Consider the following 26,580-nt stretch of genomic DNA (forward strand, 5'->3'; position numbering starts at 1 on the left):
CTCCCTATATCTATTGACTAATATTACGCTGTTTTCGTTCTATAGTTACTCCCTAGATCTTGTAAGCCTTCATCGCCTTGCGAAGCTCCTTGATCGTAGGACGCTTGCCGTAGAGCAGCACGCCCGTACGGTAGATCTTCGCGGACAGCCATCCGAAGACATAGATCGCAATCAGCAATACCACAATGGAAACAATGATCTCCCAGGTCTTCGGCGTACCCATACCGATGCGAACAATCATGCTAATTGGAGAGAAGAATGGAATATAATTACATACCTTCATCAAGAGCGAATTCGGTGCACTCATGCTGAAGCTGCCAATATAGAACGCGGCTAGCGACAACATCGTAATCGGCATTACCGCTTGACCAAGCTCCTCTGTGCGGCTTACTAAAGAACCGACCGCAGCAAACAATGTCGCATACAGGAAATATCCCAGGATGAAATATACAAGTCCAAGAATAAGTACGGATGGGTTCAACTGCGAGAAATCAAGCTCATACCCTTTCAAAGATGCGCGATTATGCGGAAGCGACAGATTCGCAGCTATAACTGCAGTAAAGACGAAGATCTGCAACAACCCGATTAAGAACATACCGATAATTTTACCGAACATTTGCGCCAGCGGGGACGTGCTCGTAATTAGAATCTCCATAATTCGTGAGCTCTTCTCGGCAGTTACCTCGGCCGAAATCATATTCCCCGTCATCATGATCGTCATGAAGAAGAGAATAATGAGCGCATACATCACAGCGAAATTGGCTGGTGAGAAATCCTTATGATCCTTGCCTGAATCCCCATTCGTGGACCCCTGTGTATCTTCCAGTTTGTGTACATTGATCGATACGGGAGCATTCAATTCGGCCACCTGAGCATCGGACAGCGAACCCTTGGTAATGAACTCCGTCTTAACGCTTTGTAAGGCAGCTTGCAATTCAGTCTGCACTCCGCTGCTGATGCTGTCTTTTTTGGAGACATAATTCACTTCCGGGAAGCTCTCCTCATTCGTCTTCACGAACTGTAGATAACCGGTGATTTTACCTTCCTCCAGATCCTTGTCTAAAGCCGTGTCTGCCTGCTCATACTTAGTGAACTTGAGGCCTGACGCAGCAAGACGATCATGGTATTTCTCCAAAGAGCCCGCCAGTTCAGGGTAGTCTGAATATACGAGTCCAACTGTGACTGGGCCGCTCTCCTTGCCCGTAAATTTATCAATGAAATAAGGAATATGAATACCGATGGTCAGCAACAGGGCCAGTACCAGTGTCGTGATCAGAAATGATTTAGTTCTGACCTTATTCATAAAAGTGAAGCGAATGACTGTATTAAGCTTATTCATGAACCTCACCAACCTCTCTAATAAAGATCTGATTCAATGTTGGCTCTTTGATCTCGAAGTGTTCCACTTCGCTCTCGTCCATCGCCTTACGCAGAATGGTTCTTGCCGCGGCTACGTCAGAGATCCGGATCGAATACCCCCGCTCCTTGCGCTCAACCTTCTCGACTCCATCGATCGATTCCAGTCCGTTCACTTCACCTGTAGTATAGAGAAGGACCTCCTCGCGCGGATAACGCTTCTTAATCTCCCGCAGGTTGCCTTGAAGTACCGTATTGGAGCGGTCCAGGATTGTAATATTGCGGCACAATTCTTCCACATGCTCCATCCGGTGCGTGGAGAACAGAATGCTGGTTCCTTCATCGCGCAATTCTTTAACCGTCGCTTTGAGCAGTTCGACATTAACTGGGTCCAATCCACTAAAGGCTTCATCCAAAATGACAATCTTCGGTTTATGCACAACTGCGGCAATGAAGCCCATCTTCTGCTGATTCCCTTTGGACAATTCTTCAATCCGCTTATCGTAATATTCCGGAACGTCAAACCGTTCAAGCCAGTAACGCAGGCTCTTCTCAGCCTCCGCCTCCGACATGCCGCGCAATTTACCTAAATATTTTATCTGGTCACTGACTTTGACTTTAGGATATAGACCGCGCTCCTCGGGCAAATAGCCCATTCCACCCTGTAATTCCTTGTTGAAGGGCTTCCCGTGATACAAGATGCTGCCCTCATCAGGATAGATCAGTCCGAGTACCATTCGCATCGTCGTTGTCTTCCCCGCCCCGTTGGCGCCGAGCAGACCGTAAATTTCTCCAGCCTCCACTTGCAGTGAGATTTCATTAACCGCCGTCTTCTCGCCGAATTGCTTCACAACCTTCTCAAGCACTAAAGGTTTTACCATCTTTCGTTATCCCCCACTTCGTTTATTCAAATTTGTATATCAACTACAAAACAGGCATTATACTAACAGCTCCTCTGGTTTATGCCCTTCGATCCACAAGCGCAATATCTCCTCAAGCTCAAGTGCACGTGATTTCACGACATGTATGTCCACATCCGCCAAATACTTATTCCACTGTTCATTATCCCGAACAGTAATCCGAGTTAAGGACGGCCCGTCAGGATCGCATCGGACGACTCCTGGCATCTTGCCGAGCGCCTCCAAGTCCCCTTGTACCCATAGCTCCTTCCAGCTGCCGTACAGCGAATCCTTCTCCGCCATACCGAGGATCCGCCCTTCATCGACCAGAATGATATAGTCTGCCAACCTCTTGACCTCATCCACAATATGCGTCGATAACACGATCGTAACATCCTCGTTCTCCATGCATGCCTGCAGTTCATCGATCATATCGCCCCAGGCGAACGGATCGAGCCCCGAAGATGGCTCATCCAGCAGTAGAAGCTTCGGCCGGGCTGCCAACACAGCGGCGATCTCGAACTTACGCCTCTCCCCCTTGGACATCCTGTTCAATCGCTCATTACGCGGTACGCGGAATCGTTGCATCAATTCCTCGAGCCGCGCCCCATCCCAGCTCGGATACCAATGGGAACGGAACTCTGCCAACGCATCTGCCGTGAGATGACTTTCCTCCGCGATCGAAACTTCCGGAACATAGCCAATCTTCTGTCTTAATGTCAAAGGTAATCCGCTACTGAACGTCTCCCCATACCAGCGAATCGACCCTTGGTCCGGCCTGATTGTCTGCAGCATCATATTCATCATCGTGCTCTTACCGGATCCGTTGGAACCAACCAACGCAACAATATATCCCTGTGGAATATTCAGATTGATCGGCCCAATCGAATGTCTGCGTCTCTCTTTAACTGCCCCTCTAAATTCAATCGCCATACTCTCTGTCACTCATTATCCCTCCCGCCATCTTTATGATATTTTTGCTTCAATATCTTTAGAAACAATTGTCTCAGTTCTTCCTCTCCATACTGCACAGATATCCCTGTATCCACCGCAGTCTCGACGGCTTCCTGGACCACGGACTTCCGGTATGCATCCCGTTCCCCCGTCCCGACCTTAGCTACAAAGGTTCCCGTCCCTTGCTTCGTCCTAAGCAGGCCTTCATTCTCTAAATCCTGATATACCCGTCTGATCGTGATAACACTGCAGCTAAGACTCGCAGCCAATTCGCGAATGGATGGCAGTAACGTTCCTTCTTCAATCTGCCCGCTGACAATCAATGATTTAAGCTGCGTCTCAATTTGGTAATACAAAGGCTCTGCGCTTTGCTCATCAATTTGAATCGGAATCCACACCTTTCCTTTCACCTCCGGTCTCTATTTGTCGGCTCCCCATCTATCAGATCAAATCCCGCTTATTCAGCTTCCGCATGGTATGGAAACCCATCCAATATGCCCCTAGGGCACCGATTAGGAGAGAACCCCACATTAGAGGTGACAACAGAGCATAGCGAGCGGAAATATCTATCGTATATTTCAGCAAGTTTCCATGAAAAAGGGTAATAACAACTGAGACCACGACCTTGCTCAACATCAACACGCAACTTAACCAAAAGTAAATTCTGCCTCTATTCAATAATTCCATATGGATATACAGCCCGTTCATTAGCAGAGCATATCCGATCCAAGTCAGGGCAAAAGAAATATATTGAACGGGACTAAGACTTGTCTCTAATTCCCCTATCCAAAAAATAACAAATATCGTTCCAAAGAAAATGATGCCGTTAAAAAGAGTTGCTGCAAGTAGCTGTATGTACCGGCTCTTCATGATCGTCTTCACTGGAATCGGAAGAGTGCGGTAATACCACAGCATTTGAGTGTATGAATCCTCCTTCAAATAACTGAAGGATCTGCGCGAGAAGTAAAATCCGATCATAGGCATAAGCACCAGCATCAAGCAATCCGCCAGCGGATGAAAAGCCTCATCAGCCTTAGTGACAGAATACAGCATAGTGCTGAACATTCCACCGAAATACACCATAATCATGACATTCCAGATCAGATAAAATCGGTCTGAACATACGTCCTTTTTGAAAATGACCCAAGCATCCTTCCAGCCTTCCAACTTCATCACCCTTCCTCGTCTCTCCCTATGTATATAAACACTTCATTCACTGTGCTTACTGTTTATATCTTTATACACAGTATATACTGTTCTTATTTAGCGCGTCAACATGGAATTCCTTTTTTTCTCAATGTCCAGGTTAATTGGATTATTACCTCTTGACTTTTACGAACAAATGTTCTAAATTGGGTTATTATTGTTACTGGAAGGGGAATATAAATGAGCAAAATAGCCCACACGCCACAGCCACCTTATTATGCAGTGATCTTTACCTCTGAACGAACAGAGGGAGACCACGGTTATGCCGAAATGGCCGAGGAGATGGCTCGGCTTGCCTCCGTCCAGCCCGGATTTCTGGGAGTAGAAAGCGCTAGAGAAGGTCTGGGGATGACAGTGTCGTATTGGGAAACTCTTGAAGCTATACAAAATTGGAAACAAAATGAGAGGCATCTTATTGCACAAAGTAAAGGGAAGTCAGAATGGTATCTCAAATACAAGACGAGAATTTGCATGGTCGAACGAGATTACGAATATAGGCAATAGAACTCAAAAAGCCAACCATCATTTGGGTTGGCTTTTTGTATGCGTGGTTTCGCCGCATTTTAGCTATAGGCAGCAGTCCATTTGACTGCTAGATCAGGCGCCCAGTATTACTTCCCATACCGGCTTCGTGTGTCCGCCAGGATACATCAGATACAATAGTACGTATACAGCAACACCGGTAATCGCCGTAAAGAACCAGATCACCGACGTTGTGCGTCCCCATTTACGGTGCTTAGCGTATTTTGCCTTGAATCCGAGTACTAACGTCGTAATACCAAATACTGCCGCTACAGTTGCGAGAACAATGTGGAAGATCAAGAAGATTTGATAATATACTTTCAGATTATCCGGTCCTCCCCATGCAGTATTGCCGACAAACACCGTCCTGGACATATAAATAATGAAAAATAGCAAGGCCGCAACCGCAGCCGCGATCATCGTCTTCTTATGCGCCTCTCGCTTCCCTTTAATAATCAGCGCCCATCCGATTGCAACCAGTATTGCACTAATTACGATGAACGCTGTACTGATCGTCGGAAATAATGTATAAATGTCCATGATCATCCTCCTGCTTGTTATATTTGTTTCAGCTCGCTTGAGGGAGCGTATTCTTCTGGCACAGGCACAATCTCTTCATCATCTTCACTGCGGTTCTCCTGCCTGTACCAATGAAAGAACACGTAGGCAAGCATCGAGGCGAAGATAATCTCCTGAATGAACTTCATCAGAATTCCGCCTACCTGCTGATCGACAACGGGTTCCAGATAGCCAAAGAATTGTGGGCCGCCGAACTGGCTTAGCAGCATCGTCGTATCGCCAGGAATGCAATAGCCCATCGCCTTGGACCAGACGACCGGATCACTGTAAGTCGCATACAGAGGATCTGTCGCAAAAATAATTAATCCGCACGCCGGAGTCAGAAGTACCATATTGAGAAAAATAAAGCCGATCTTCTTGACTCCCTTCCCAGCAGCCATATCCGGCAATGGATCCACTAAGGTCCACCACATCATCACTGACGCAATGAACAACACAACATAGTACAGCCGGTGCACTCCAAAATGAAGCATCACATAATCGTGAATCACGGGGATGTGATAGAAAGAGAATAGCCCATTAAATACAATCGCTGCAACGACCGGATGGGTGAAGAATTTCAGTGTACGCAGCGGGCTCTTTCTGAGCAAAGATACGATTCCACGCCATACCCAGACAGGGATACCAAGCATTAGAAGCGGCGGAGCCAGCAAATACGAAAGTGCCATGCTAATCATATGGAAGCTGAACATGATATGGCCGAGCAATTCAACCGGGCCACCCTGAGCCATGTATAGCAAGGCCAGTCCAAGCAAGAATAGCAGCCTCCTGTTCAGAGATACCTTCTCCCCTTGGCCATATTTCTCGCTGAGCGGTCCAATCAAAACGAAGTATCCCGCCGTAATCAGCAGGACAAGCGCTAATACAATTGGACTCCACACCTGTGTAAATGTAAAATATTCTAATCCGAGCACACGAACCCCTCCTTCTTGGAGACCTCGATTCTGTCGATATGATGAACATTTGCACCCTTGTGCCTATCTGCAAAATTTCCATTAATACAAGTAAAAACGGTTCTCCCCTTGCCAGATGGGCGATATCCGTTTCCATTCACTATGTATGACATAAATCATACTCCCTCTATATTTATACATAAAAAGAGGGCTTGGAATCAAGCCCTCCTCATATCTATTACCACCACATCCAGTATAACGCGGCGATAATCGCCAAGCCAGCAACGAAGAATCCACCGGCCATAAACAGAATTGGAATCATATGCCCTTTGTCCTTCAGATGCATCCAGTAGCCCAGTTGTACGAGCACCTGAAGCACAGCCATCACGAGCAAGAGCAGAACGGTAAAGGCCGTATTGACTCCACCAGCTGCAACGGAAGCGAAAGCGATCAAGGTTAGAACGATGGAGAAAATAAACGCAATGACATGCTTCTGCGGTCCTTCCTGGCGATGTCGATGCTTAATCGTTGTGCCGCCATTCGAATCGTGATTCGTCATGCTAACCTACCACCTTTCCAAGCAGGTATACTACGGTGAAGATAAATACCCACACGACGTCGATAAAGTGCCAATACATCGCCGACACATAGACCTTCGGAGCAGTTACCACGGTCAATCCCTTCTTGTACAACTGACCGATGATGACTGAAATCCATAAAATCCCGAACAAGACGTGCGCGCCGTGGAATCCGACTAGAGTATAGAAGGCGGAACTAAACGCGCTTGTCGTCATGCTATATCCTTCATGCATGTATTCCGTAAATTCATAGATTTCCAGCACCAGAAACGCCAGGCCAAGCAATACAGTAATACCCAGCCACTTCGCCAATGAACTGCGATTGCCACGGTGAAGCGCCTGAACTGCGAATACGCTAGTCAAGCTGCTTACTAACAGGATGAAGGTCGCCGCTGCTGTAATCGGCAGACTGAACAATTCACTAGCAGACGGACCGTCTGCCACTTGATTTCTAAGTGTTAAGAAGGTTGCGAACAGCGTGCCGAACAATACAGCCTCCCCACCAAGGAAGAGCCAGAAGCCGAGCACTTTATTGCGACCTTCCAGCGTAGCTTTCTCTGGTTCATGGGGAAGGACATTCGTCGCTTGCTCTGCGTGAGGTGTCGTCATGCTTTTACCCCCTTCTCATTCAATTCAGACGGTTCGATATGCCAGCCATGATCGTCATACAGAGAGCGGACCAGCATACTTCCAAATGTAATCGCCAAGCCGATACCTGTAACGATATAGTTGCTAAAGATGAAGTTCATGAAGCTGTTGCCAAAGTCATCGCTCGTGAACATAAATCCAAGGCCAGCGATGAACAGACCCACTGACATAATGAACGGAAGAATCGTCGGCGACGGCATGTGGATCGAACCGACCGGTTCAGCCGGAGTCATCTCCTTATTGCCTGCCATCTTCTCTTTCCAAAATGCATCAAGTCCACGAACAAGCGGGATTTGCTTGAAGTTGTACTCTGGAGGTGGGGAAGGTATTGTCCATTCCAGTGTACGTCCATCTTCCCAAGGATCATTCGAGGCATTTCTTGGCTTGGCAGCAGTAATTCCGATATTGATCAGGAATACGATTACCCCAACCCCCATCAAGAATGCGCCAATCGTACTGATCAGGTTCATCAGATCAAAGCCTTGGTTCGGCAAATATGTAAATACACGACGCTGCATACCGATCAACCCAAGGAAATGCTGTACGAAGAAGGTCATATGGAAGCCGATAATGAATGTCCAGAATTCCAGCTTGCCCAGCTTCTCGCTAAGCATCCGGCCGAACATCTTAGGCCACCAATAGTGAAGACCCGCGAATAAGCCCAGTACGAGACCACCTACGATTACGTAGTGGAAGTGTGCAACGACAAAGTAAGTATCATGATATTGATAGTCCGCCGGAGCCGAAGCCAACATTACACCGGTAACTCCCCCCATAACGAAGGTCGGTATGAAGCCAACAGCGAACAGATTTGGTGTCGTAAAGCGGATTTGACCGCCCCACATCGTGAATAGCCAATTGAAGATCTTGATTCCTGTCGGAACCGCAATCAACATCGTCGCGATGGAGAACAATGCGTTGGCCACTGGGCCAAGTCCGGTCGTGAACATATGGTGAGCCCAGACCATGAAGCCAAGGAAAGCGATCAGGATCGTAGCAAACACCATCGAGCTGTAACCGAACAGACGCTTGCGCGAGAATGTGCTTACCACCTCGGATATCATACCGAAGGCCGGAAGAATTAGAATATATACTTCAGGGTGTCCGAAGATCCAGAAGATATGCTGCCAGAGTACTGGGTTGCCCCCAGCGCTGACATTGAAGAAATTCGCTCCCAGAATTCGATCGAACGTTAACAATACAAGACCAACCGTGACTGCCGGGAAGGCGAACAGAATCATTGCCGATGTGACGAACGATGTCCAGGTGAACATCGGCATCCGCATATATGACATGCCTGGCGCACGCATGGTAATGATCGTAGCCAGGAAGTTGATACCCCCGATCAATGTACCCAGACCAGCAATCTGCAGGCCGATCGTATAGAAATCGACGCCATGCGTCAAGCTGTATTCTGTCGATGACAGCGGAGTATAAGACGTCCAGCCCGCATCGGGAGCCCCTCCTATAAACCAGCTGAGATTAAGCAGCAAGCCGCCGAACAAGAACGTCCAGAAGCCAAGTGAATTCAAGAACGGGAACGCTACGTCACGCGCGCCGATCTGCAGCGGAATCACCGCGTTCATCAGTGCGAAAATGATAGGCATTACCCCGAGGAAAATCATCGTCGTACCGTGCATCGTAATCAATTCATTGAACTGCTGCGCTGTCACGAAATCATTCATCGGTTTCGCGAGCTGAACGCGAATCAACAGCGCTTCAATCCCGCCGATACCAAAGAACAGTGCACCAGCAACCAAATACAGAATAGCGATCTTCTTGTGATCGACTGTAGTCAGCCAGTCCATCAATCCCTTGTGCCGCTTAACAGTATGAGCGTGAGCCAAGGTTTGTACCCCCTTTAAGTTCCTTTGCCTTAGAATTGCCGTTCATGCCAGAGGTGGCATCGGATCAGTAAGATAATTTATAGTCAGCTAGGTACTGGGCGATCGCTTCGATCTGATCATCCGTCAGCCCTAAATCTTTAGGTGCCGGCATTTTATTGCCTGGCTTCACAGCTTGTGGATCCTCCAGCCATTCGACCAAATTATCCTTGACCGGTTTGCGGTCCCCCGGTTTACCCGAGGCCCCTTCATTCAGCAATATGCTAGCCACGCTCTCCCTGCTGCCGATACCCGTTAAGTTCGGTGCCGCCGGCCCTCCTTGATCGCCAACCGCATGACAGGTCAAGCATTGACTCTTGAACACTTCTGCAACAGCCGGATCCTCCGGTAGCACAGCAGGAGCCTTCATCGCTTCGATCCACTTCTTGAATGAATCCTCGCTAACCGCTTTCACCTTGAACTCCATAAAAGCGTGGGATGGGCCGCAGAGTTCGGCGCATTTTCCGAGATACACGCCTTCCTTTGAAGCTTCCAACCAGGCTTTGTTAACCGTTCCGTCTGTATTGGTATCCGTCTTGCCCGCCAGAGATGGGACCCAGAAGGAATGCAGCACATCAGCCGTACGCAGTTGCAAAGCAATCTTCTTGCCAGTCGGAATAATCAGATCCTGTGCCGTCGTCACGCCATAATCCGGATACGAGAATTCCCACCAGAATAGATGCGATGTCACATTGACCTTAACTGCATTCTTATCCTTAGAATAATCTTCGCCGAAGGCAAACACCTTCTGAACCGTAGGCACCGCCAGAATCAATACAAGCACCAAAGGGATAGCCGTCCACAGAACCTCTAGCTTAAAACTCCCTTCTACTTGCTTAGGTACTTCATTCTGTCCCGGCTTACGACGGAATCGAATCAGAACATAGGCGGCTATTCCGAACACGACGACCATAACCCCGATCATGATGGAAATCGCCAGCTTAATCAGCCCGAACTGTCCTTCCGCTACAGGCCCCTGCGGTCTAAGCGCAGACAAATCCTCGCGTCCGCATGCGGAGAGCAGGAGCGAAATGCCAAGGAACAGGGGGACAAGCCGTTTAAAAGCCTTTCCAGGTTTCATCATTTGATCTACCCCACTTTACGTTTTCTCCCGATATGTACGAGTACAAAGATGTTGCATTTCCAGTTGAACAAGACACGACTTTTAGCATAATAGATGCACTTTTGTCAATTATAACAATCACCTATTAAATATATGATTGAACCCATCTTTTGTCAATGAATCACAGGCAGTTCACAAAATGTTCAAAAATCCGAAAAAGTGCGTTGTATCAATGTTTGTCAACGTTTGCAAGCCGAAAAACAGGCCCTAAAAGCCTGTCCGTTTCATCCTAATTAGCGCTCCATTACAGCGTTTGACGCAATTCTGCCATTTTTGACATTTCGTTTAACATTATTTGAACATTGTATTAAAAAAGAGAGCTAAGCTCTCTTTTCGCCAAATTTATTTTGTTAAAATGACCGGTCCATCTTCCAGAACTGCCAAAGTATGCTCAAAATGCGCTCCCAGGGTTCCATCCGCTGAACGGATCGTCCAGCCGTCATTATCCCATAGTACCGCTCCGATATCTCCGAGCGTAAAGATTGGCTCGATTGTGAATACCATCCCGGTCTTAATAATCATGCCGCTATGCGCACGGCCAAAGTTCGGCACATCTGGTGCTTCATGCATCTTCCGTCCAATCCCATGACCGATCAGCGCCTTCACTATCCCCATATTCGCTTCTTCCGCACAGCGCCCAACCGCATAGCCGATATCTCCGATACGGTTCCCCGGCACGGCCTGGGCAATCCCAGCATAGAGAGCCTGCTCGGTGACTTCCATCAGCCGCTTGGCTTCGCTGCTAATCTTGCCAACCGGGTAGGTCCAAGCCGAATCGGCCAGCCATCCCTTCTTGTTCACGACGAGGTCGATCGTCACGATGTCCCCTTCGCGCAGCTTCTTGTTGTTTGGGAAGCCGTGGCATACCACTTCATTTACCGATGCACAGGTGGCAAAAGGGAATCCCCGATAGCCCTTCTGCTCCGGAGTAGCCCCCCTATCGGCCAAATATTTCTCCACAAAAGCATCAATCTCCAATGTTGTAATTCCGGGAGTAATCAATTCAGAAATTCTTTTATGACAATCAGCCAGAATCTCTCCTGCCTCCTTGATCCTTGCAATTTCCTCCTTCGATTTCAAGCTCACCTTCACGTCAAGGCACTTCCTTTCTGCCTAATAAATTGTTGAGTATTTGTATAGAAGCTCAAGGCTCTACACTTGTTACTGTATTTATATGTTTCGGAACAGAAGAAAAAAACGTCCCGGCTATTATCCGCCAGGACGATTATATTCAGGAGTTCCTGATTAAACACGTGATGCCCTTCCTGATATGTAGTATCAGGAAACCGACGAATCCAATTTATCCAACTCATTCTCAACAATAAGAGTTAGTTCTTCCTCATAGCCCCCCATTATCCGATACTTCCTGACATATTCCTTCACGAACTTCTTCGGATCCTTCGGCTTGAATATCCGGGTCATCTCCCGCAAGCTTTCCTTCACTTCATTATGACCTTTTGTAGCCATACTAATTCCCTCCCAGAACGCTTGAAATAAAATGCCCCGATCATGAGAACTCTAAAAGCACGGTTGTAAAATCATGAAGTTATAAAGATTCTTTGCTCCCACCTTTTCGTAAGACACTATAATTAGTGTGCCCCAATGAGATTCTCGTTAGATCAAGAACAGTGGAAAAAGCGTCTTGCAGTATACGTCAGCATCAACGCGGTGCAATGATTTGGAAAAAACCTCCTATCTATTCTATTGTAACATATTCAGCTTCATGTTTCAGCTTTCTTCCTAATACCTATTTTTAGTGTAAGTTCAAAAATTTCGGCTTTCAGCACGATGGCCTATGCATCTAAGACGCATCCCTTCAATACGTCCCAGTTAAATAAAGTTAGGGTAACCTCTTTTTTGTGGATCATTCATTTATTTTACAATTATAGGTTAATATAAAGTAAGTCGCTTGTTAAAATATACTCAGGCCCGGCATATTATTAGTGCGTGTTCAAAAAGGCCTGTTTTCAGTACGACGACCTCTATTAACATGCCAATCTTGGATCGGAGGAAAATAACCCATGAGCTCAAGAATGCCTAAGATCATTATTCTCTTTGCCAGCTATGGTGACGGGCATTATCGCGCCTCCCAAGCGATTGAGGCTTGCTTGCAGGCCAAGGGGATCAGCGAGGTCATCCTGCTGGATCTGATGGCCAAGTCCCACCCCTTGTTAAACGAGTTCACCAAATTCGTCTATATGCACAGCTATAAGTCATTATCCTCTGTATATGGCTGGCTGTATAACTCCACCAAGGAATTGCAGCCCGGAGACCCGCTCCATTCCTTACTTCACTCCTTGGGAATCCGCAAGCTGCACCAGATCATCGAACAATTTGAACCTGACATTGTTATCCATACCTTTCCTCAGCTTACTATGCCTAGACTGCTAAAGAAGACCGGAAAATCTATCCCGCTAATCAACATTATTACCGATTTCGATCTGCATGGCCGCTGGATTCATCCTGATGTCGATCGTTACTACGTAGCTACGGACGATCTGAAGCTGCAGATCGAATCCCGTGGCATTCCCGCTGAACATATCCAGGTGACGGGCATTCCGATCCGTTCCAGCTTCTCTGAGGAGATGCAGCATTCCTCGCTTCCGGATTTATTTGACACCGCCCATACGGAAGATACAGGTTATCTCAATTCCGGTAAAAGAACCGTTCTGCTTATGGCCGGCGCTTACGGGGTTATGCAGGATATTCTTAATATCTGCGAACGACTCCTCCGTGAAGAGAACATTCAGGTTATCGTGGTATGTGGTCGCAATACGGGTTTGTATAACGGGCTTAGGGCAGCTATGGGCAGTCATCCAGATTTATATATAAATGGCTATGTCACTCATGTCGCCACACTGATGAGGGCAAGCGACTGTATCGTGACCAAGCCTGGAGGTTTGACGCTAGCCGAAGCGTTGGAATGCCGCCTGCCAATGTTTCTGTACCGCCCGGTACCCGGTCAGGAGCTCAACAACGCCAAGTATCTTCAAGAGAAAGGGATCGCGCGCATTACGAACAGTCACAGACAACTCACTGAAGAGATTCTCTCTCTGCTGCATGATGAGGATCAACTGTCTCTTGTCCGCCGTAAAATAGATGAGCTCCGCAAGCCAAAGGCTGCAGAGCTCATCGTAGACGATATATTAAATTTCTGGCACGAGATAACCATCCGTCAGGAAGAATACTCTGTCATTTTGTAGTCGCTCGTCCGAATCAAGGTTCTGTCCCCCCAAGGCTCGTCATACATTTTATTGAGACAGGGACAGTCAGGTCGAGAATGATTCCAAAGCATTTTACGATCAGCGCCTTACTTCCCTGCAAGCTCTTGGGAAGGAAGGTGCTTTTCTATGTCCCCGTTCAAATCGTCTACTGGACTTTACGAGAACATAGCCGGGTTTCTCTGCTATTTATTCGCTTTTGTCGGCGGTGTTGTATTTCTCGTCATCGAGCGTAGAAGCAGATTCGTGCTATTCCACGCGCTGCAATCGGTTATGCTCTTCGCAGGAATCATGATTGCTCATGCCATAACCGGATTTATCCCATTTATCGGACTTGTCGTAAATATGCTTCTGACACTGCTCGGCGTCTTTCTATGGATCATCCTGATGTTCACTGCTCTGCAAGGAAAATGGCTTAAGCTCCCTTGGATCGGCGAGCTCGCAGAGCGCCAGTTGAACCGGATGTAGAACCCGCCTGTTCTCTCATAGCAATATTGAATAGGTGGTTACACCTGTAACTAGTTAGTCTCTGCTTCTGTCTCACTAGCGGCTGTCTTCGGTTTATGTCCGTTCAGCCCATTAAAGAGCAAGTTCATAATAATAGCTGTCACACTACCAGCGACGATACCGTTATCAACCAGAATACGCAGCCAAGCTGGAAGACTCTCGAAAAGGCCAGGTACTACGCTGACACCAAGGCCCATGCCTACGGAGCATGCGATGATCAGCAAGTTCTCATGCCGATTCAGATCAACTTGATCACCCAGCATACGTATACCCGAGGAGAGCACCATGCCGAACAGGGCGATCATCGCCCCACCCAGTACCGAACTCGGTACAAGCTGCGTTAGAGCCGCGATCTTAGGCACGAAGCCGAGTAGAATCAGAAGGCCTCCGGCTACCACGATGACATCACGCGTCTTAACCCGGCTCATCTGGATCAGGCCAACATTCTGCGAATAGGTGGTATACGGGAAGGAATTAAATATGCCACCAAGCATGATCGCCAAGCCTTCTGCGCGGTAGCCTCTGGTCAGATCCTCGGATTTAATGTCCTTGTCCACGATTTTACCCAAAGCCATGAATACCCCTGTTGATTCAGCAACACTGACGATGGATACTAGGATCATGGTTAGAATGGCCGAAACGTGGAAAGTAGGACGCCCAAAATAGAAAGGCTGCACCATATGGAACCAGCTTGCTTCCTTAAGCGGTGTATAATCGACCGCACCGAACAATCCAGCGATAATGGTACCGGCAATCAAGCCAACCAATACGGAGATGGAACGCAGGAAGCCTGTTGTAAATCGATTCAGCAGAATAATAAAGATAAATACTCCGAAACCGAGGGCCAGGTTAAGCGGACTGCCGAAATCCGGGCTTGCCGCATCTCCGCCGCCCAGGTCGGTAAGAGCAACCGGTATCAAGGTGACCCCGATAATGGTCACAACCGATCCGGTCACGACCGGAGGGAAGAACGCAATCAGCTTGCCGAATAAGCCGGAGAATAGAAATATGAATAAGCCGGAGGCAATAATCGCTCCATAGATAGCCGATACGCCCAAGCCATCGCTCTGCCCGATCGCGATCATCGGCGACACTGCCTGGAAAGCACAGCCGAGCATTACCGGCAATCCGATCCCAAAGAAGCGATTGCCCCATACCTGCAGCAATGTCGCTACACCACAAGCCAGCAAATCAATACAAATCAGATAAGTTAATTGTTCATGGCTAAATTCCAGGGCCCCGCCTACAATTAACGGTACGAGAACCGCTCCGGCATACATAGCCAATACATGCTGAATCCCCAAAGAAAACGTCTTGAAAGGATGTCTGTTCCTTTGAAAAATGCGTTCGTGGTGTTCCATGATCTTAACTAGTTCCTCCCCAGGCTCAACTTATAGAGATAGTTCATTTGGTGCTGAAAACCAAACCCTTTGAACGCCTCATTTGTATTTGTAGGTATATATAATTGCTGCTTCTTATCAGACAGCAAGACTTGCCCTTAGACAAAAGTTACCGTTCCGTTCTCAAGCGAAGCAATACGTACTAATGAATCAACACGGTATCCAGCTTCCTCAAGCAATCTAGCCCCTGGCTGGAATGACTTCTCAATGACAATGCCGATGCCAACTACACTAGCTCCCGCCTGTTCAACAACACGCGCCAAGCCGAAGGCAGCCTCACCGTTGGCAAGGAAATCGTCGATGATGAGTACACGGTCATCCTTGTTCAGGAATTTCTTAGATACAGTAATCTCATTCGTCTCACGTTTCGTGAAGGAATATACCTTCTCCACCAGAATATCGTCTCTAAGTGTCAGCGATTTATGCTTGCGGGCGAAGATCATTGGAACATCCAGTTCCAGCGCCGTCATAATGGCCGGAGCAATGCCTGATGATTCAATCGTAAGCACCTTCGTAATCTTCTCCCCCGCATATAAACGGGCAAATTCAGCGCCAACCTCTCTCATCAACACCGGGTCCATCTGGTGGTTCAAGAAGGAGTCTACCTTCAGCACCTGATCACTTAATACGATTCCTTCGGTCATCACTTTCTCTTTTAGCAGCTTCATACAACTTATCCCCCTTATAAGTGTTAGATAACTTGCGATGTAGAATTTCATCAGCATAGCTAGTCTGCCAACAAATTCCATATCAATAAATAAAAAGAGAGCTCACTCCCCAACAGGAAAATGAACCCACGAAGAAAACGCCCAGATACCGAAAAGAATTTTGTCTGAGCCTCGCTCTCTGACAAAATCCGGTATAGAGCCCTCCCGTAGTCCGATCATTTCCGGTGATCAGGTAGAGACATGCAGGCCGATCCCTGCACTTATACGAGAAAATCTATGAAAAAACGACATTAAACACAATGTTTGAAGTATAACGCAAACTATGCGAGGAAATAAAGAGGTATTTCGTGCCTTTCGTGAATTTTTTTCAAATTACTGCAATTTTCACGTTTCAATACTGATAGTTAAACATGCGTTCAAAAAGTACGGTTTTCAGCATCGAAGCTTATGCTTCCAATATACGTTTTTTCAAAACACTTCAGTTGAATGAAGCGGACTTTTTGAACTTCCTCTTATATGGGTCTAAAATCTTGCGGCAGCAAATTACTAAGCACACTTCTAAGCTCGCTGTCCTCTTTATAGGTCTTCTCTCCTGTATCCAACTCACGCACCCGAATCCAATCATAATCCCGGCCAGACTCGGTCGGAACAAATATCATTTTATCGCGGTCATCCATCTTAAGCTTGTACCCCATATCCTCAAACATCTGCAGCAGATCTCTCTCCGTAGGAATCTTTCTGTCTTCCTGAAGGAAAATCAATCCTCTCAGAGGCTTAATGCCATCCTTGTGATGTACGTCAAAATGAACAATGCATTCCATGAAACTCATCTCCCTAATTTACTCTTGTCTTTCAGCATTCCCTTGTCCATCGGGCGCCATTCACTCATAGAAAAAGGCACGAGGTATGGCCAGGGTTTCCCGACCATTCCGTGCCCTAAGGAAAAACCGTTGCCTTACTACTTAGTACGTGAGATTCACCTACTCGTAAGGCATTATTTATTACAACTTAGTGACATTCTTTTGTTCCCTTGATTTAAATTTGCTCTGATCCGCAATGCGGACACCACTTCGTTCCTTTGACAAGCACCGAGGAGCATATTTGACACTTTACCGTCTGCACCTCTGGATCGGACTCGGATTTCTTCGAATCGATCTCGGCGGAAGCTGATTTATCTGGAACGGATAAGTCTCTATAGCTCTTATCGGCATACGAATTATCATCCGCTTTACCAACGTTCTCCTTCCAGGTACGAATCCGGCGATCCAATTCTTCCTGACGCTCCCGTTCGCGCTCGAGCTGCTGCTTGCGGCGTTCATCGAGCTCATCGCTATCTTTATCCTGCTCAAGAACGGATTTCAAAGGCGAGTCCTCGAGCATCTGTGGCGTGTAGATCATCGTCTCATCCGAAACCGCACTCTCCTCAGCTTGAAGGTCCTTCAGTCCGCCTGTGGAACGATCCACTATCTGACTGCTCTTCTCCAGCTTGCTCCCACAATAAGGGCAGAACAGCGCATCTTGAGCGATGCTCTTGCCGCAGGAACTGCATAGCCGTTCATTCTTCAGCTCAGCGATCTTGAGACGGATTTCGTCCCGTTCTTCAATCAGCAGGTCGCAGGTCTTAGCCAGTTCCAGCATCTCTTTCTCAGCCTCCGACATATCCTTAAGACGATATCCTTCGTAGAAGACCTCACCCATTTTTTGATAATACAGTCCCATTTCACGTTCAATATTTGAAATTTGTGTATTCAAACGTCCGATCTCTACAACATTTTGTGCCCGATCGGACATCTTCCCAGCACTATCCTTTATTTTCCTGAAGAAATTCATAATTTCATTCCCTCCCTACACTACTTTCTGAAGCACTAAGCTGCCCAATAATTATGAAAACATCATAACAGATTTTTCTCCGCGGTGAAAACTGTACCTAAGTCTTGTTTTGATTTTGACAAGTTATTCAAGTTACAATAAAAGTAAGTCTGTGCTACATGTGTCATTGTTCCGGCACCCAGTCAATACTTCGATATATTAGATAAGCCTGACTTAAGAAAGAACGAGGAATAAGAAGAGAATTCAAAAATATAGGAGTAGATTACCCTGAACAAGCCTAACAGTAAAGATAATCAAAGTGTCCTGCAGAAGTTTAACCTGAAGGAATTGTATTGGGAAATCGACGAGAATGATCTGCGTAAATTCGAGGAATGGAAGAAGCTCCCTGTACTTTATCAGCTTGCACTAGATGAATTGCAGAACAAGATCAAACTTATTCAGACCGAATGGAAAATCGAGAACGGATACAGCCCGATCGAGCATATAAAAACACGAATTAAAGAACCCAAAAGCATCATAAACAAGCTGCAGCGCAAAGGATATGACATTACGGTCGATAACATCGTGAACAAAATACACGATATTGCCGGTATGCGCATCGTCTTCTCCTTCGTCCAGGATATCTATAGTCTGCTGGAACATCTCAAGCAAAGGGAAGACATCACGATACTTGAGATTAAAGATTATATTGAGCACCCTAAACCAAATGGCTATCAGAGCCTACATCTGATCGTGGCTGTACCGCTCACTCTCCTAGAGGGACAGCGCTGGATGAAGGTCGAGATTCAGATGCGAACGCTCGCAATGGATTTCTGGGCAAGCATGGAGCATATTCTCTACTACAAATATGAGAAGCAGGTTCCTTATCATGTTGTTGAAGAGCTAACCGAGGCAGCCAAAGCCGCTGACGCCCTAGACAAGAAAATGTGCGGACTTCGCAAAGAAATCATGGGCAGCTCCATCTCAGATCCGGATCATTCGAATCACCCTAAGCTTCTGACATAGAATTTAAAAACCATTTCGTTAGCTTGGCATAATCAAAAACAACTGCAGGGGCATATGTGCTCCCTGCAGCTGCTTTGCGTTCAAAGATCCTATGACATTCTTTACGACTTACTGGACCGAAGCGGCTTGGCTAGCCTCTCTGCATTCTTGCTCGCTTGTTCAATTACAAGTGATAGGCCCTCAGCGACACCCGGAGCTTCGGGAAGAAGCTGTACCCAGGGCTGTACATCGGTATCCAGCGAAGACAACTGCATAGGGGTCAAGCTAATCTCCACATCATGAAGCTCAGGTCCGGGCTGATGCAGGTGGCCGTTATGAGCCATCTCCGCCAACCATTCTGCAAGATTCGCTTCGCCTTCCTTGTTTCGATACGCTGGTGTATCCAGACGGGCTACAAAACGCTTCAGTTCCGCCTCGGCGTCCCTAACCTTCAAGCTGTTAGCCCAGCGATCCAGTACAGCATCCAACAAGGATTCTTCCGTCCATCCAAGCCAAGCTAACCTATCTGTCGCCGAAGCGGCCCTCCAGGAGCCCTCTGCAGCCTTCAATGCTTCCTGAATATGATTACAGCCCATTCGTTCACAAGAACATTCAGACCTGCTCATAATCGCGCTCAGCGGACGCTCAGGTTCTCTCTCCTCCGAATAAGGCATAAGGAGCAGATCGGAGATGATATCGGCCCCTTGTTCTCCGAGAGCAGCAAGCTGAAGCGAATCCCGCTGCAAGTGTTCAATCAGCCGGCTGCTAGCATCTTCAATTGGCTCTCGAGGCAGCTGGACTACCCATTGGTTCGATATGGGTTCTTGGACTAGAGATGTCACCCGTAAGCCTGTGGTGGTCCATTGCAATTCTATATTCTCAACTCTAAGGCTCGCTATACTCTTCTTCATTACGGGTTCCCCCATTACGACCAGCCCTGCAGGGCGATCAGATTTTGCAGCTCCTCATTCGACATTTCCGTCAACCAATGCTCGCCGGAGCCAACAACCTGCTCCGAAAGGGCTTTCTTCCGCTCAATCAGTTCATCGATTCTCTCCTCCAGCGTCCCTTGGCATATCAGCTTATGAACCTCTACATTTTTCTTCTGGCCAATACGGAATACGCGATCAGTCGCCTGATTCTCGACGGCAGGATTCCACCAGCGATCATAGTGGATGACATGATTGGCACGCGTTAGATTGAGGCCAACTCCGCCCGCCTTCAGCGATAGCACGAACAACGAGGAGCCCTGCCCTTCCTGAAATTCATGCACCATTTGATCGCGCTCCTGCTTGGCAACACCACCATGCAGGAAGAACGGCATTTCACCGTATCTCGCAAGCAACTGCTCCTGCAGCAGATTACCCATTTGTACATATTGTGTGAAAATCAGGGCGGATTCTTTATTGTCCAGAATGAGATCAAGCAGCTCGAACAGTCGATCCAGCTTCCCAGATCGTTCCCCACTGGTCGCCGCTGTCCTGATGCGGCCCCCAGCCAGATGCGGATGATCGCATATTTGCTTCAGCTGTGTCAACGATGAGAGTACAATCCCTTTCCGAGCGATCCCTTCGCTGCCGAAGATCCGCTCCATTAAGCCATCGGTGACCGCTTGATATAATCTGGCCTGTTCCGCAGTCAGACCGCAATACGATTTCAACTCAATCTTCTCCGGCAGATCCTTGCGGATATCCGGGTCGCTCTTGAGACGGCGCAGCAGGAAGGGAGCAATCAGCTTCCGAAGTTTGACCAGTTCGGCATTCTGCCGCTCTCCATTGCCTGTGAAGCGGGAGCGGAACGAGGCATTCGAGCCAAGATATCCCGGGTTTAAGAACTGAAAGATCGACCATAGCTCACTCAGACGATTCTCCACCGGAGTCCCGGTCATAGCGATCTTATGTCCTGAATCCAGCTTCATGACGCTCTGGGCCTGCTTCGTGCCGAAATTTTTAATATATTGGGCCTCATCCAGCACGATCGAGCTCCAGGATACCTCCCTCATCTCCTTGGCATCTCTGCCGGTCAACTGATATGTCGTGAGCACAATATCATGGCTCCGGCACGCTACCAAGAACTTCTCGCCATGCAGCCGATCACTTCCGTGATGCACATATAAGCGCATTTGTGGAGCGAATCTGGCAAATTCACGCTGCCAGTTGCCCAGCAATGACGTAGGGCAGACAATCAGGCTTGGACCCGCCGATTGATCTAGCCCCTCCAACAGCACGGAGATAACCTGAATTGTCTTGCCGAGTCCCATATCATCGGCAAGCAGCGCCCCGAATCCTAATTGGCGCATCGAGGCAAGCCATCGGAAGCCCCTTTCCTGATAAGGGCGAAGCGTCCCGTTCAGAGAGAACGGAACAGGCACATCGGCTGGCTTTGACATGAGTGCGCCATTGCCATTCAACAACAAGGACAGCATCCCTTCCGCTTCTATCGCATCAACCGGAATACCGTCAAGTTCATATCCGTCATCTGCAGACAAATGCATCAGCTCGCGAAAAGTCATCTCACCAGTCTCCTGACGCTTCATGAACTTAAGCACTTGTCTGATCTCCTTGACGTCGATCTCGATCCATTCCCCGCGGAACAGAACGAGCGATGACTTTGAGGATGCTAGCTCTGCCAATTCCGAATAGGTTAAAGGACTCTCATTCAATGAGGCCTCCGCTTCGAATTGGACTAATTTATCGATGCCAAGCTTTGACGCTTCAGGCTGAGCACCTTCACTGCCTTCCGACCATCCTTCAACTTTCAGTCGGACACCGACACGACGTCTGCCTTCCTTTGTCCAGCGTGTAGGCATTTGCACGGTTACCCCTTGCTTGCGCAGCAAGGACACTGATTTGCTCAGAAATGTATACAACTGCTGTGGATGAAGAATTACGGATTCGGGATGAGGACCGCCCATCGCTTCCCTGATCACAGGTTCAATATGGGCCGCTTTGCTTAACCGAATCAGCAAATTTTGTTGGACATTCCGGTATTCCCGTTCCAGAATCTCCATATCCCGCTTAGGGTAACTCCATATTAGCCCCGCGGGCAGAAGCACCCTTGGGTCCTCCACGCCTTCAGCCCAAAATGACAGCTTCCACATCTGGTTCTTGCCCCCGTCGAATGCGGGCTCTTCCTCACTGGATTCCTCAGGTTCAATTCGCAGACACAAGCGGAATGAACCCGAGCTTTTACTCCCAATATCCTGTTCCAAATCACGCGGAGGGACTCCTCCTGTATCTGTAATCTCCTTGATCATTTGTCCTATTTCCGCCACTGGACCTTGCAGATTGGAGGGGGTGCCGCTGCCCAGCAGCTCATTCCACCATAATTCCATCATAGGAGAATAGCCTCTCCTATATCTAGCACGTGCCGGATGCAAGCTCCGTCCGAGCTGTTCATTACTTCTACGTACTTCACAATCGATCATCGCTGTCAAAAAAGAATACAACATTGTCATTCGGCGATTCAGAATAGAACCTTCCTCCTTCGCCGAACCAAGTTGCACCGCAGCCAGACAAATCGGCGGCATCGCTTCGGCCAATTGGCGAAAGCGAGCCTCATCCTCCTGTGCAGTGAGAGATGGAACCCAGACCGACTGAGCAGACGCCTGGCCCGTACGCCTTCGACCGCTCACCGTTCCCGGTCTGATTCCAGGAGCTATTCTGCCACGAAGCATTAAGTCCATTGCGAACAGGGCCGCTTTACTCCAGAATTCCATTTCACCGCCAGCTTGAATCTGCTGGCCAGCCAATGATGCTCCATCCCAATTCAACAGCATCTTCCATGTATCTTGAACCGAGAGGGCCAGGCCTTCCAAGGTCCTCCCGATCAATCCTTTGCGTTCTGTAGCACCAGGTCTAGCCTGCACCGTCGAGGCCACCGGATATCTTACCTCCGCCAGCCGTAGTGCGGCATGCTGAAACGGCCGGATCCCCGGCTCCAGCGTGAGCCGTCGTACAGCGGCTGTCCAGGCATCTACTCTGGCCTCCGAGATCTCCCCGGAGAAACAGAACATAACCTCACCAAGCCATATTCCAAAAAGACGTTGATTCATGCTGATCTCCCGCCATTTCTTAGTACCAAACATTCCCCATCCTTATTATCTTATACGAAACACAGGCTAATATAAACTTGATTCAAACTTCTAAATTCCTAATTAGTACGTGTACAACCTTTATAATCAAGAAAAGCCGGGATGAAAAGGAACGGCCCAGCTTTGGCCCCCTTTACATCCCGGCTCTCATTCAAATTCTGTTATTTCATGGCGATGACTTCGATCTCAACCAGCCCATCCTTCGGTAAACGAGCTACTTCTATAGCACTTCTTGCCGGAAAAGGCTCGGAGAAGAATGAGCCATAAATTTCATTAACCTTGCCAAAGTCATTCATGTCCTTAAGGAATACGGTGGTCTTCATAACCCGGTCCAGGCTGGAGCCTGCCGCTTCCAGAATCGCGCTCACATTTCGGAGCGACTGGGTCGTCTGCGCCTCAATGCCCTCCGCTAACTGTCCTGTCTCCGGAATCAAGCCAAGCTGCCCTGAGGTAAATATGTAGTCGCCAACTTGTACAGCCTGAGAATAAGGGCCAATCGCCCCGGGTGCCGATGTTGTTGCTATCGCCTGTTTTGCCATTTCAACCCCGCCTTTTTACTAATTTTCAATTATTGTATCCACTAACTAGTATCTGTGGCAACCTTACATTTCCTTCTCGGCTTCAAAGTTGTTATTATATTGCTATCGGCATTAATTTACAGCTTAATTAAAGTTCAGAAAGGCCGGTTTTCAGCACCGAGAAGGTTGAATGAAGCTAGGGCCTGAGGAGCGGAGCGTACGTAGTAGGTACGTGAGCACCTGAAATGTTTCCGTAGGAAACATGACTTCGTAAGCATCTGCTTAGGCCCGGCTGAATTCAAGATTTGATGTCGAAAATAGCTTCATGATCTACTTCGTGATCAAAAGCGGCCTCTTTTTGAACAACCTCTATAAGGTGGTGTATTCTTGCGGCAGTTCCTATCCAAATCTTATCTGCGAGCTTTATTATTCTCGGCTTCTATTGGCCTGATGGGCTTGTTCTACGGCTTGCTCAATCATGGAGGGCGACCTATTCATGTACTCTCCTCACCAATTGATGATCGTCTGCCGTTGATACCGGCAATGGCTATCCCCTATATAGGCTGGTACCCTTATATCATCATTGGTATCATGTATCTCTGTCTGAAGGACAGATCGGCCTACTACCGCACCCTGATTGTTATGAACATCGGACTTATCGTCTGCTACCTGATCTATTTCTTCTACCAGACAACGGTAATACGTCCTGAGGTGTTCCCGGACCGCTGGGACCGGAAGCTGCTGCTCGACTTTGTGTATGGCGTAGACAACCCATATAACTGCTTCCCGAGCATACATGCTCTGCACTCCTACGTCATAATGAGGGGAGCCTTGGCCGCGAAAACGGTGCGTAAATCCATTAAAACCGCCTTCGTCATCGGAGCAATGACAATCATTGTATCAACACTGCTGGTCAAACAGCATGTCATATACGATGCACTGGGCTCCATGCTGCTTGGAGAGATTGCATTCATCCTCGTTACAAAAGCATGGAACTCTTATTCTCGTTCACGTCAGTCGATCCCACGGGCTACGCTTAACAAGCCGCCCCGTCCTGACCAAGACATGAATTTATAAACCGTATATATAACAGAACAAGTCCTTATTTCTAAGGACTTGTTCTTCGTATATCAGACGTATATTCATCAAATCCGTCTCTTCGCATTCTCTCGACGAACAGTGCGACAAAATAAGGGTCCCACTGTGTCCCCCGACCTTCCTCCAGGATGTTCAACGCCGTCTGTCTATCCAATCCAGCACGATACGGGCGATCCGAGGTCATTGCATCAAAGGCATCTGCGACCGCGATGATTCGTCCGAACAGAGGGATGTCCTCTCCCTTAAGAGCATCCGGATATCCCCTGCCATCATATCGCTCATGATGCGATCTTACACCTGGCAGAATCAGAGCCATGAAGCTTGCAGGCTCAACCTGTCTCAATATCGTCTCTCCAAGCACCGGATGATCCTTGACTTGCTCCCATTCCTCGTCGGTCAGCTTGCCTTCTTTTAATAGCACGGAATCACGGATCCCAATCTTACCGATATCATGTAATAACGCTGATTTACGTAGTTCATTGATCTCCTCTTCACTCAGTTTAGCCAGCCTGCCGATCAGCACTGCATAATCCGCTACACGCAAGGAGTGTCCCGCGGTATACGGATCCCTTGCATCCAGTGCAGCGGCTAACGTGGCGAAATAACTCTCCACCAGCTGGTTGTTCCGAGCATGCTGCACATTGATTCCGCGTAGCATATGATTAAATCCCCATACGAGACGAGAGAATTCATCCGAGAAGAGGTCGCTGGCACTCGTATGCATATAGCCGATTTGCACGTCAGACATCCGTTCATATAAATGCTGAATAGGCATGACAATCTCACGAGTAAGCAATCGAGAACCGATGAATGAGAACCCTAGTCCTACTGTCAGCACCCCGATCGCCCAATACCAAGAGGTTACTCTGCCTAAATCCCAGCCCTCTACCCCAAATTGAACGGACAGGCTGTAGAGCAGGAGCGGGAAAGCCCCCATCAGGAAGAAGCTCCATCTTAATTTACGCTTCAACGGGAAGAACACTCGGCCGCCAAGGGATAATTCCTTGCCGAACTGTGCATAAGACCGAGCGGACAGCTCTAGCAGGACCGGACGGATAAAATAATAGGTCGAGTAGAATTCGATTAACGTGTGCATGCCGACAATCAGTACCCCAGTAACGAATACCAGCACGATGTAATAATAAGGAATCGATAATCTTCCCAAATGGATGAATAGCACGGTTAAACCGACCATAGGCAGCATCAAGCCGAATAAATGTGGGCCAATGATCCGTTTGACGGCAAGCTCCGGGAAGCGATGTGTACGATAATAGACGTTCTGATAGGTTTGATAGCTCTCTACTTCTTCATAAAAGGCTACTCTAATTGGCCTTAGCTGAAGCCTGAAGACAAGCCATTCCAGGATCAACATGCTACATGTTGATATCGCCAGAATGCCTATAATGATCTGGCGCTCCTGTCGCTCAAGACTGAATGGCATAAATATCATTAACCCACCAACAGTTGCGATGGCTAACACAGTACCTATTGCATACATAAATAGAAGACGAGAGACGAATGTCTTATATATCGTCAAGGGAATATTCATTCCTTCCATGTGTACTTGCCATCTTCTTCCTTTATTTATCGGCAAATGAGGGCCAACTTTTCATAACGGTA

Annotated in this window: 26 protein-coding genes and 1 riboswitch; of the genes, 5 read left to right on the forward strand and 21 right to left on the reverse strand. The window is 47.9% G+C overall.

All coding sequences use genetic code 11. The features are described 5' to 3' along the window. Window positions 1–52: 52 nt before the first annotated feature. Genes ABD014_RS00545 through ABD014_RS00565 form a run of 5 tightly spaced genes read right to left on the reverse strand, consistent with a single transcriptional unit; the run spans window position 53 to window position 4,385 of the window. Complete coding sequence (locus tag ABD014_RS00545) at window positions 53–1,339, reverse strand: ABC transporter permease (RefSeq protein ID WP_343856012.1); 1,287 nt, start codon at window positions 1,337–1,339, stop codon at window positions 53–55. After that, on the reverse strand, window positions 1,332–2,237 hold the full coding sequence (locus ABD014_RS00550) for an ABC transporter ATP-binding protein (protein ID WP_343856017.1): 906 nt from the start codon (window positions 2,235–2,237) through the stop codon (window positions 1,332–1,334). Before ABD014_RS00550 ends, ABD014_RS00545 begins: the two co-directional genes overlap by 8 nt. Window positions 2,238–2,294: 57 nt before the next feature. Further along, a complete protein-coding gene (locus ABD014_RS00555) occupies window positions 2,295–3,200 on the reverse strand; it encodes an ATP-binding cassette domain-containing protein (protein ID WP_343856022.1) in 906 nt (301 codons plus the stop codon). Next, window positions 3,197–3,607, reverse strand: coding sequence for a GntR family transcriptional regulator (locus ABD014_RS00560; RefSeq protein ID WP_343856028.1), 411 nt, complete (start codon window positions 3,605–3,607; stop codon window positions 3,197–3,199). Before ABD014_RS00560 ends, ABD014_RS00555 begins: the two co-directional genes overlap by 4 nt. Before the next feature lie 43 nt (window positions 3,608–3,650). Beyond that, on the reverse strand, window positions 3,651–4,385 hold the full coding sequence (locus ABD014_RS00565) for a hypothetical protein (protein ID WP_343856033.1): 735 nt from the start codon (window positions 4,383–4,385) through the stop codon (window positions 3,651–3,653). A gap of 210 nt (window positions 4,386–4,595) precedes the next feature. Here ABD014_RS00565 and ABD014_RS00570 point away from each other — a divergent pair, with 210 nt between their 5' ends. Beyond that, window positions 4,596–4,919 carry an antibiotic biosynthesis monooxygenase family protein gene (locus ABD014_RS00570; RefSeq protein WP_343856037.1) on the forward strand — a complete coding sequence of 108 codons (324 nt, stop codon included), beginning with the start codon at window positions 4,596–4,598 and terminating at the stop codon, window positions 4,917–4,919. 93 nt (window positions 4,920–5,012) lie between these two features. Here the strand turns inward: ABD014_RS00570 and ABD014_RS00575 are convergent, their stop codons facing one another. The 8 genes from ABD014_RS00575 to ABD014_RS00610 form a co-directional block, all read right to left on the reverse strand. Continuing rightward, window positions 5,013–5,477: a DUF420 domain-containing protein gene (locus ABD014_RS00575; protein WP_343856042.1), complete on the reverse strand. Its 465-nt coding sequence runs from the start codon at window positions 5,475–5,477 to the stop codon at window positions 5,013–5,015. Window positions 5,478–5,494: 17 nt separating this feature from the next. Continuing rightward, entirely contained in the window at window positions 5,495–6,430 is a 936-nt protein-coding gene (gene ctaG, locus ABD014_RS00580; protein ID WP_343856047.1) for a cytochrome c oxidase assembly factor CtaG, read from the reverse strand. 217 nt (window positions 6,431–6,647) lie between these two features. Beyond that, a complete protein-coding gene (locus ABD014_RS00585; protein WP_068779595.1) occupies window positions 6,648–6,968 on the reverse strand; it encodes a cytochrome C oxidase subunit IV family protein in 321 nt (106 codons plus the stop codon). A gap of 1 nt (window position 6,969) precedes the next feature. Continuing rightward, window positions 6,970–7,596: a cytochrome (ubi)quinol oxidase subunit III gene (locus ABD014_RS00590; protein WP_126995461.1), complete on the reverse strand. Its 627-nt coding sequence runs from the start codon at window positions 7,594–7,596 to the stop codon at window positions 6,970–6,972. Continuing rightward, window positions 7,593–9,443 carry a cytochrome c oxidase subunit I gene (gene ctaD / locus ABD014_RS00595; protein ID WP_343856328.1) on the reverse strand — a complete coding sequence of 617 codons (1,851 nt, stop codon included), beginning with the start codon at window positions 9,441–9,443 and terminating at the stop codon, window positions 7,593–7,595. The genes ABD014_RS00590 and ctaD overlap by 4 nt, the downstream gene beginning before the upstream one ends. 103 nt (window positions 9,444–9,546) lie before the next feature. Then, the gene (gene coxB / locus ABD014_RS00600; RefSeq protein WP_343856061.1) at window positions 9,547–10,602 is read right to left on the reverse strand and encodes a cytochrome c oxidase subunit II; all 1,056 of its coding nucleotides are present in this window, start codon (window positions 10,600–10,602) and stop codon (window positions 9,547–9,549) included. Window positions 10,603–10,983: 381 nt separating this feature from the next. After that, complete coding sequence (gene map / locus ABD014_RS00605; protein ID WP_343856067.1) at window positions 10,984–11,733, reverse strand: type I methionyl aminopeptidase; 750 nt, start codon at window positions 11,731–11,733, stop codon at window positions 10,984–10,986. 186 nt (window positions 11,734–11,919) lie between these two features. Continuing rightward, window positions 11,920–12,108, reverse strand: coding sequence for a hypothetical protein (locus tag ABD014_RS00610; RefSeq protein WP_068779591.1), 189 nt, complete (start codon window positions 12,106–12,108; stop codon window positions 11,920–11,922). Window positions 12,109–12,662: 554 nt separating this feature from the next. Here ABD014_RS00610 and ABD014_RS00615 point away from each other — a divergent pair. Next, window positions 12,663–13,844: an MGDG synthase family glycosyltransferase gene (locus ABD014_RS00615; RefSeq protein ID WP_343856077.1), complete on the forward strand. Its 1,182-nt coding sequence runs from the start codon at window positions 12,663–12,665 to the stop codon at window positions 13,842–13,844. A 147-nt stretch (window positions 13,845–13,991) separates the two neighbouring features. Further along, window positions 13,992–14,330, forward strand: coding sequence for a DUF4870 domain-containing protein (locus ABD014_RS00620; protein WP_251417162.1), 339 nt, complete (start codon window positions 13,992–13,994; stop codon window positions 14,328–14,330). Between the two features lie 50 nt (window positions 14,331–14,380). On the opposite strand, the gene ABD014_RS00625 is transcribed toward ABD014_RS00620, so the two are convergent. The 4 genes from ABD014_RS00625 to ABD014_RS00640 all read right to left on the reverse strand — a co-directional run bounded on the left by ABD014_RS00625 (window position 14,381) and on the right by ABD014_RS00640 (window position 18,267). Continuing rightward, window positions 14,381–15,730: a nucleobase:cation symporter-2 family protein gene (locus ABD014_RS00625; protein ID WP_343856089.1), complete on the reverse strand. Its 1,350-nt coding sequence runs from the start codon at window positions 15,728–15,730 to the stop codon at window positions 14,381–14,383. A gap of 137 nt (window positions 15,731–15,867) precedes the next feature. Continuing rightward, window positions 15,868–16,437, reverse strand: a complete 570-nt coding sequence (locus ABD014_RS00630; protein ID WP_309157382.1) for a xanthine phosphoribosyltransferase — start codon at window positions 16,435–16,437, stop codon at window positions 15,868–15,870. Window positions 16,438–16,624: 187 nt separating this feature from the next. Next, window positions 16,625–16,725, reverse strand: a riboswitch (purine riboswitch). Between the two features lie 224 nt (window positions 16,726–16,949). Further along, window positions 16,950–17,258 (reverse strand): hypothetical protein, encoded by a 309-nt coding sequence (locus tag ABD014_RS00635; protein WP_343856096.1) that lies wholly within the window; start codon window positions 17,256–17,258, stop codon window positions 16,950–16,952. A gap of 214 nt (window positions 17,259–17,472) precedes the next feature. Further along, entirely contained in the window at window positions 17,473–18,267 is a 795-nt protein-coding gene (locus tag ABD014_RS00640; RefSeq protein WP_343856098.1) for a zinc ribbon domain-containing protein, read from the reverse strand. Window positions 18,268–18,594: 327 nt separating this feature from the next. Between ABD014_RS00640 and ABD014_RS00645 the strand changes: the two genes are divergently transcribed. Further along, a complete protein-coding gene (locus tag ABD014_RS00645; protein ID WP_343856100.1) occupies window positions 18,595–19,272 on the forward strand; it encodes a GTP pyrophosphokinase in 678 nt (225 codons plus the stop codon). 101 nt (window positions 19,273–19,373) lie between these two features. Here ABD014_RS00645 and ABD014_RS00650 read toward each other — a convergent pair whose 3' ends face one another. The 3 genes from ABD014_RS00650 to ABD014_RS00660 all read right to left on the reverse strand — a co-directional run bounded on the left by ABD014_RS00650 (window position 19,374) and on the right by ABD014_RS00660 (window position 23,883). After that, window positions 19,374–20,162 (reverse strand): hypothetical protein, encoded by a 789-nt coding sequence (locus ABD014_RS00650; RefSeq protein WP_343856102.1) that lies wholly within the window; start codon window positions 20,160–20,162, stop codon window positions 19,374–19,376. Window positions 20,163–20,176: 14 nt separating this feature from the next. Further along, complete coding sequence (locus tag ABD014_RS00655; RefSeq protein WP_343856105.1) at window positions 20,177–23,305, reverse strand: DEAD/DEAH box helicase; 3,129 nt, start codon at window positions 23,303–23,305, stop codon at window positions 20,177–20,179. A 200-nt stretch (window positions 23,306–23,505) separates the two neighbouring features. Continuing rightward, window positions 23,506–23,883, reverse strand: coding sequence for a RidA family protein (locus tag ABD014_RS00660; protein WP_343856108.1), 378 nt, complete (start codon window positions 23,881–23,883; stop codon window positions 23,506–23,508). 366 nt (window positions 23,884–24,249) lie between these two features. Here ABD014_RS00660 and ABD014_RS00665 point away from each other — a divergent pair, with 366 nt between their 5' ends. Next, entirely contained in the window at window positions 24,250–24,939 is a 690-nt protein-coding gene (locus tag ABD014_RS00665) for a phosphatase PAP2 family protein (protein ID WP_343856112.1), read from the forward strand. 31 nt (window positions 24,940–24,970) lie between these two features. Here ABD014_RS00665 and ABD014_RS00670 read toward each other — a convergent pair whose 3' ends face one another. Next, complete coding sequence (locus ABD014_RS00670) at window positions 24,971–26,518, reverse strand: HD-GYP domain-containing protein (protein ID WP_343856116.1); 1,548 nt, start codon at window positions 26,516–26,518, stop codon at window positions 24,971–24,973. Window positions 26,519–26,580: the final 62 nt, after the last annotated feature.

This window comes from Paenibacillus motobuensis (assembly GCF_039521865.1).
Taxonomy (GTDB): domain Bacteria; phylum Bacillota; class Bacilli; order Paenibacillales; family Paenibacillaceae; genus Fontibacillus; species Fontibacillus motobuensis.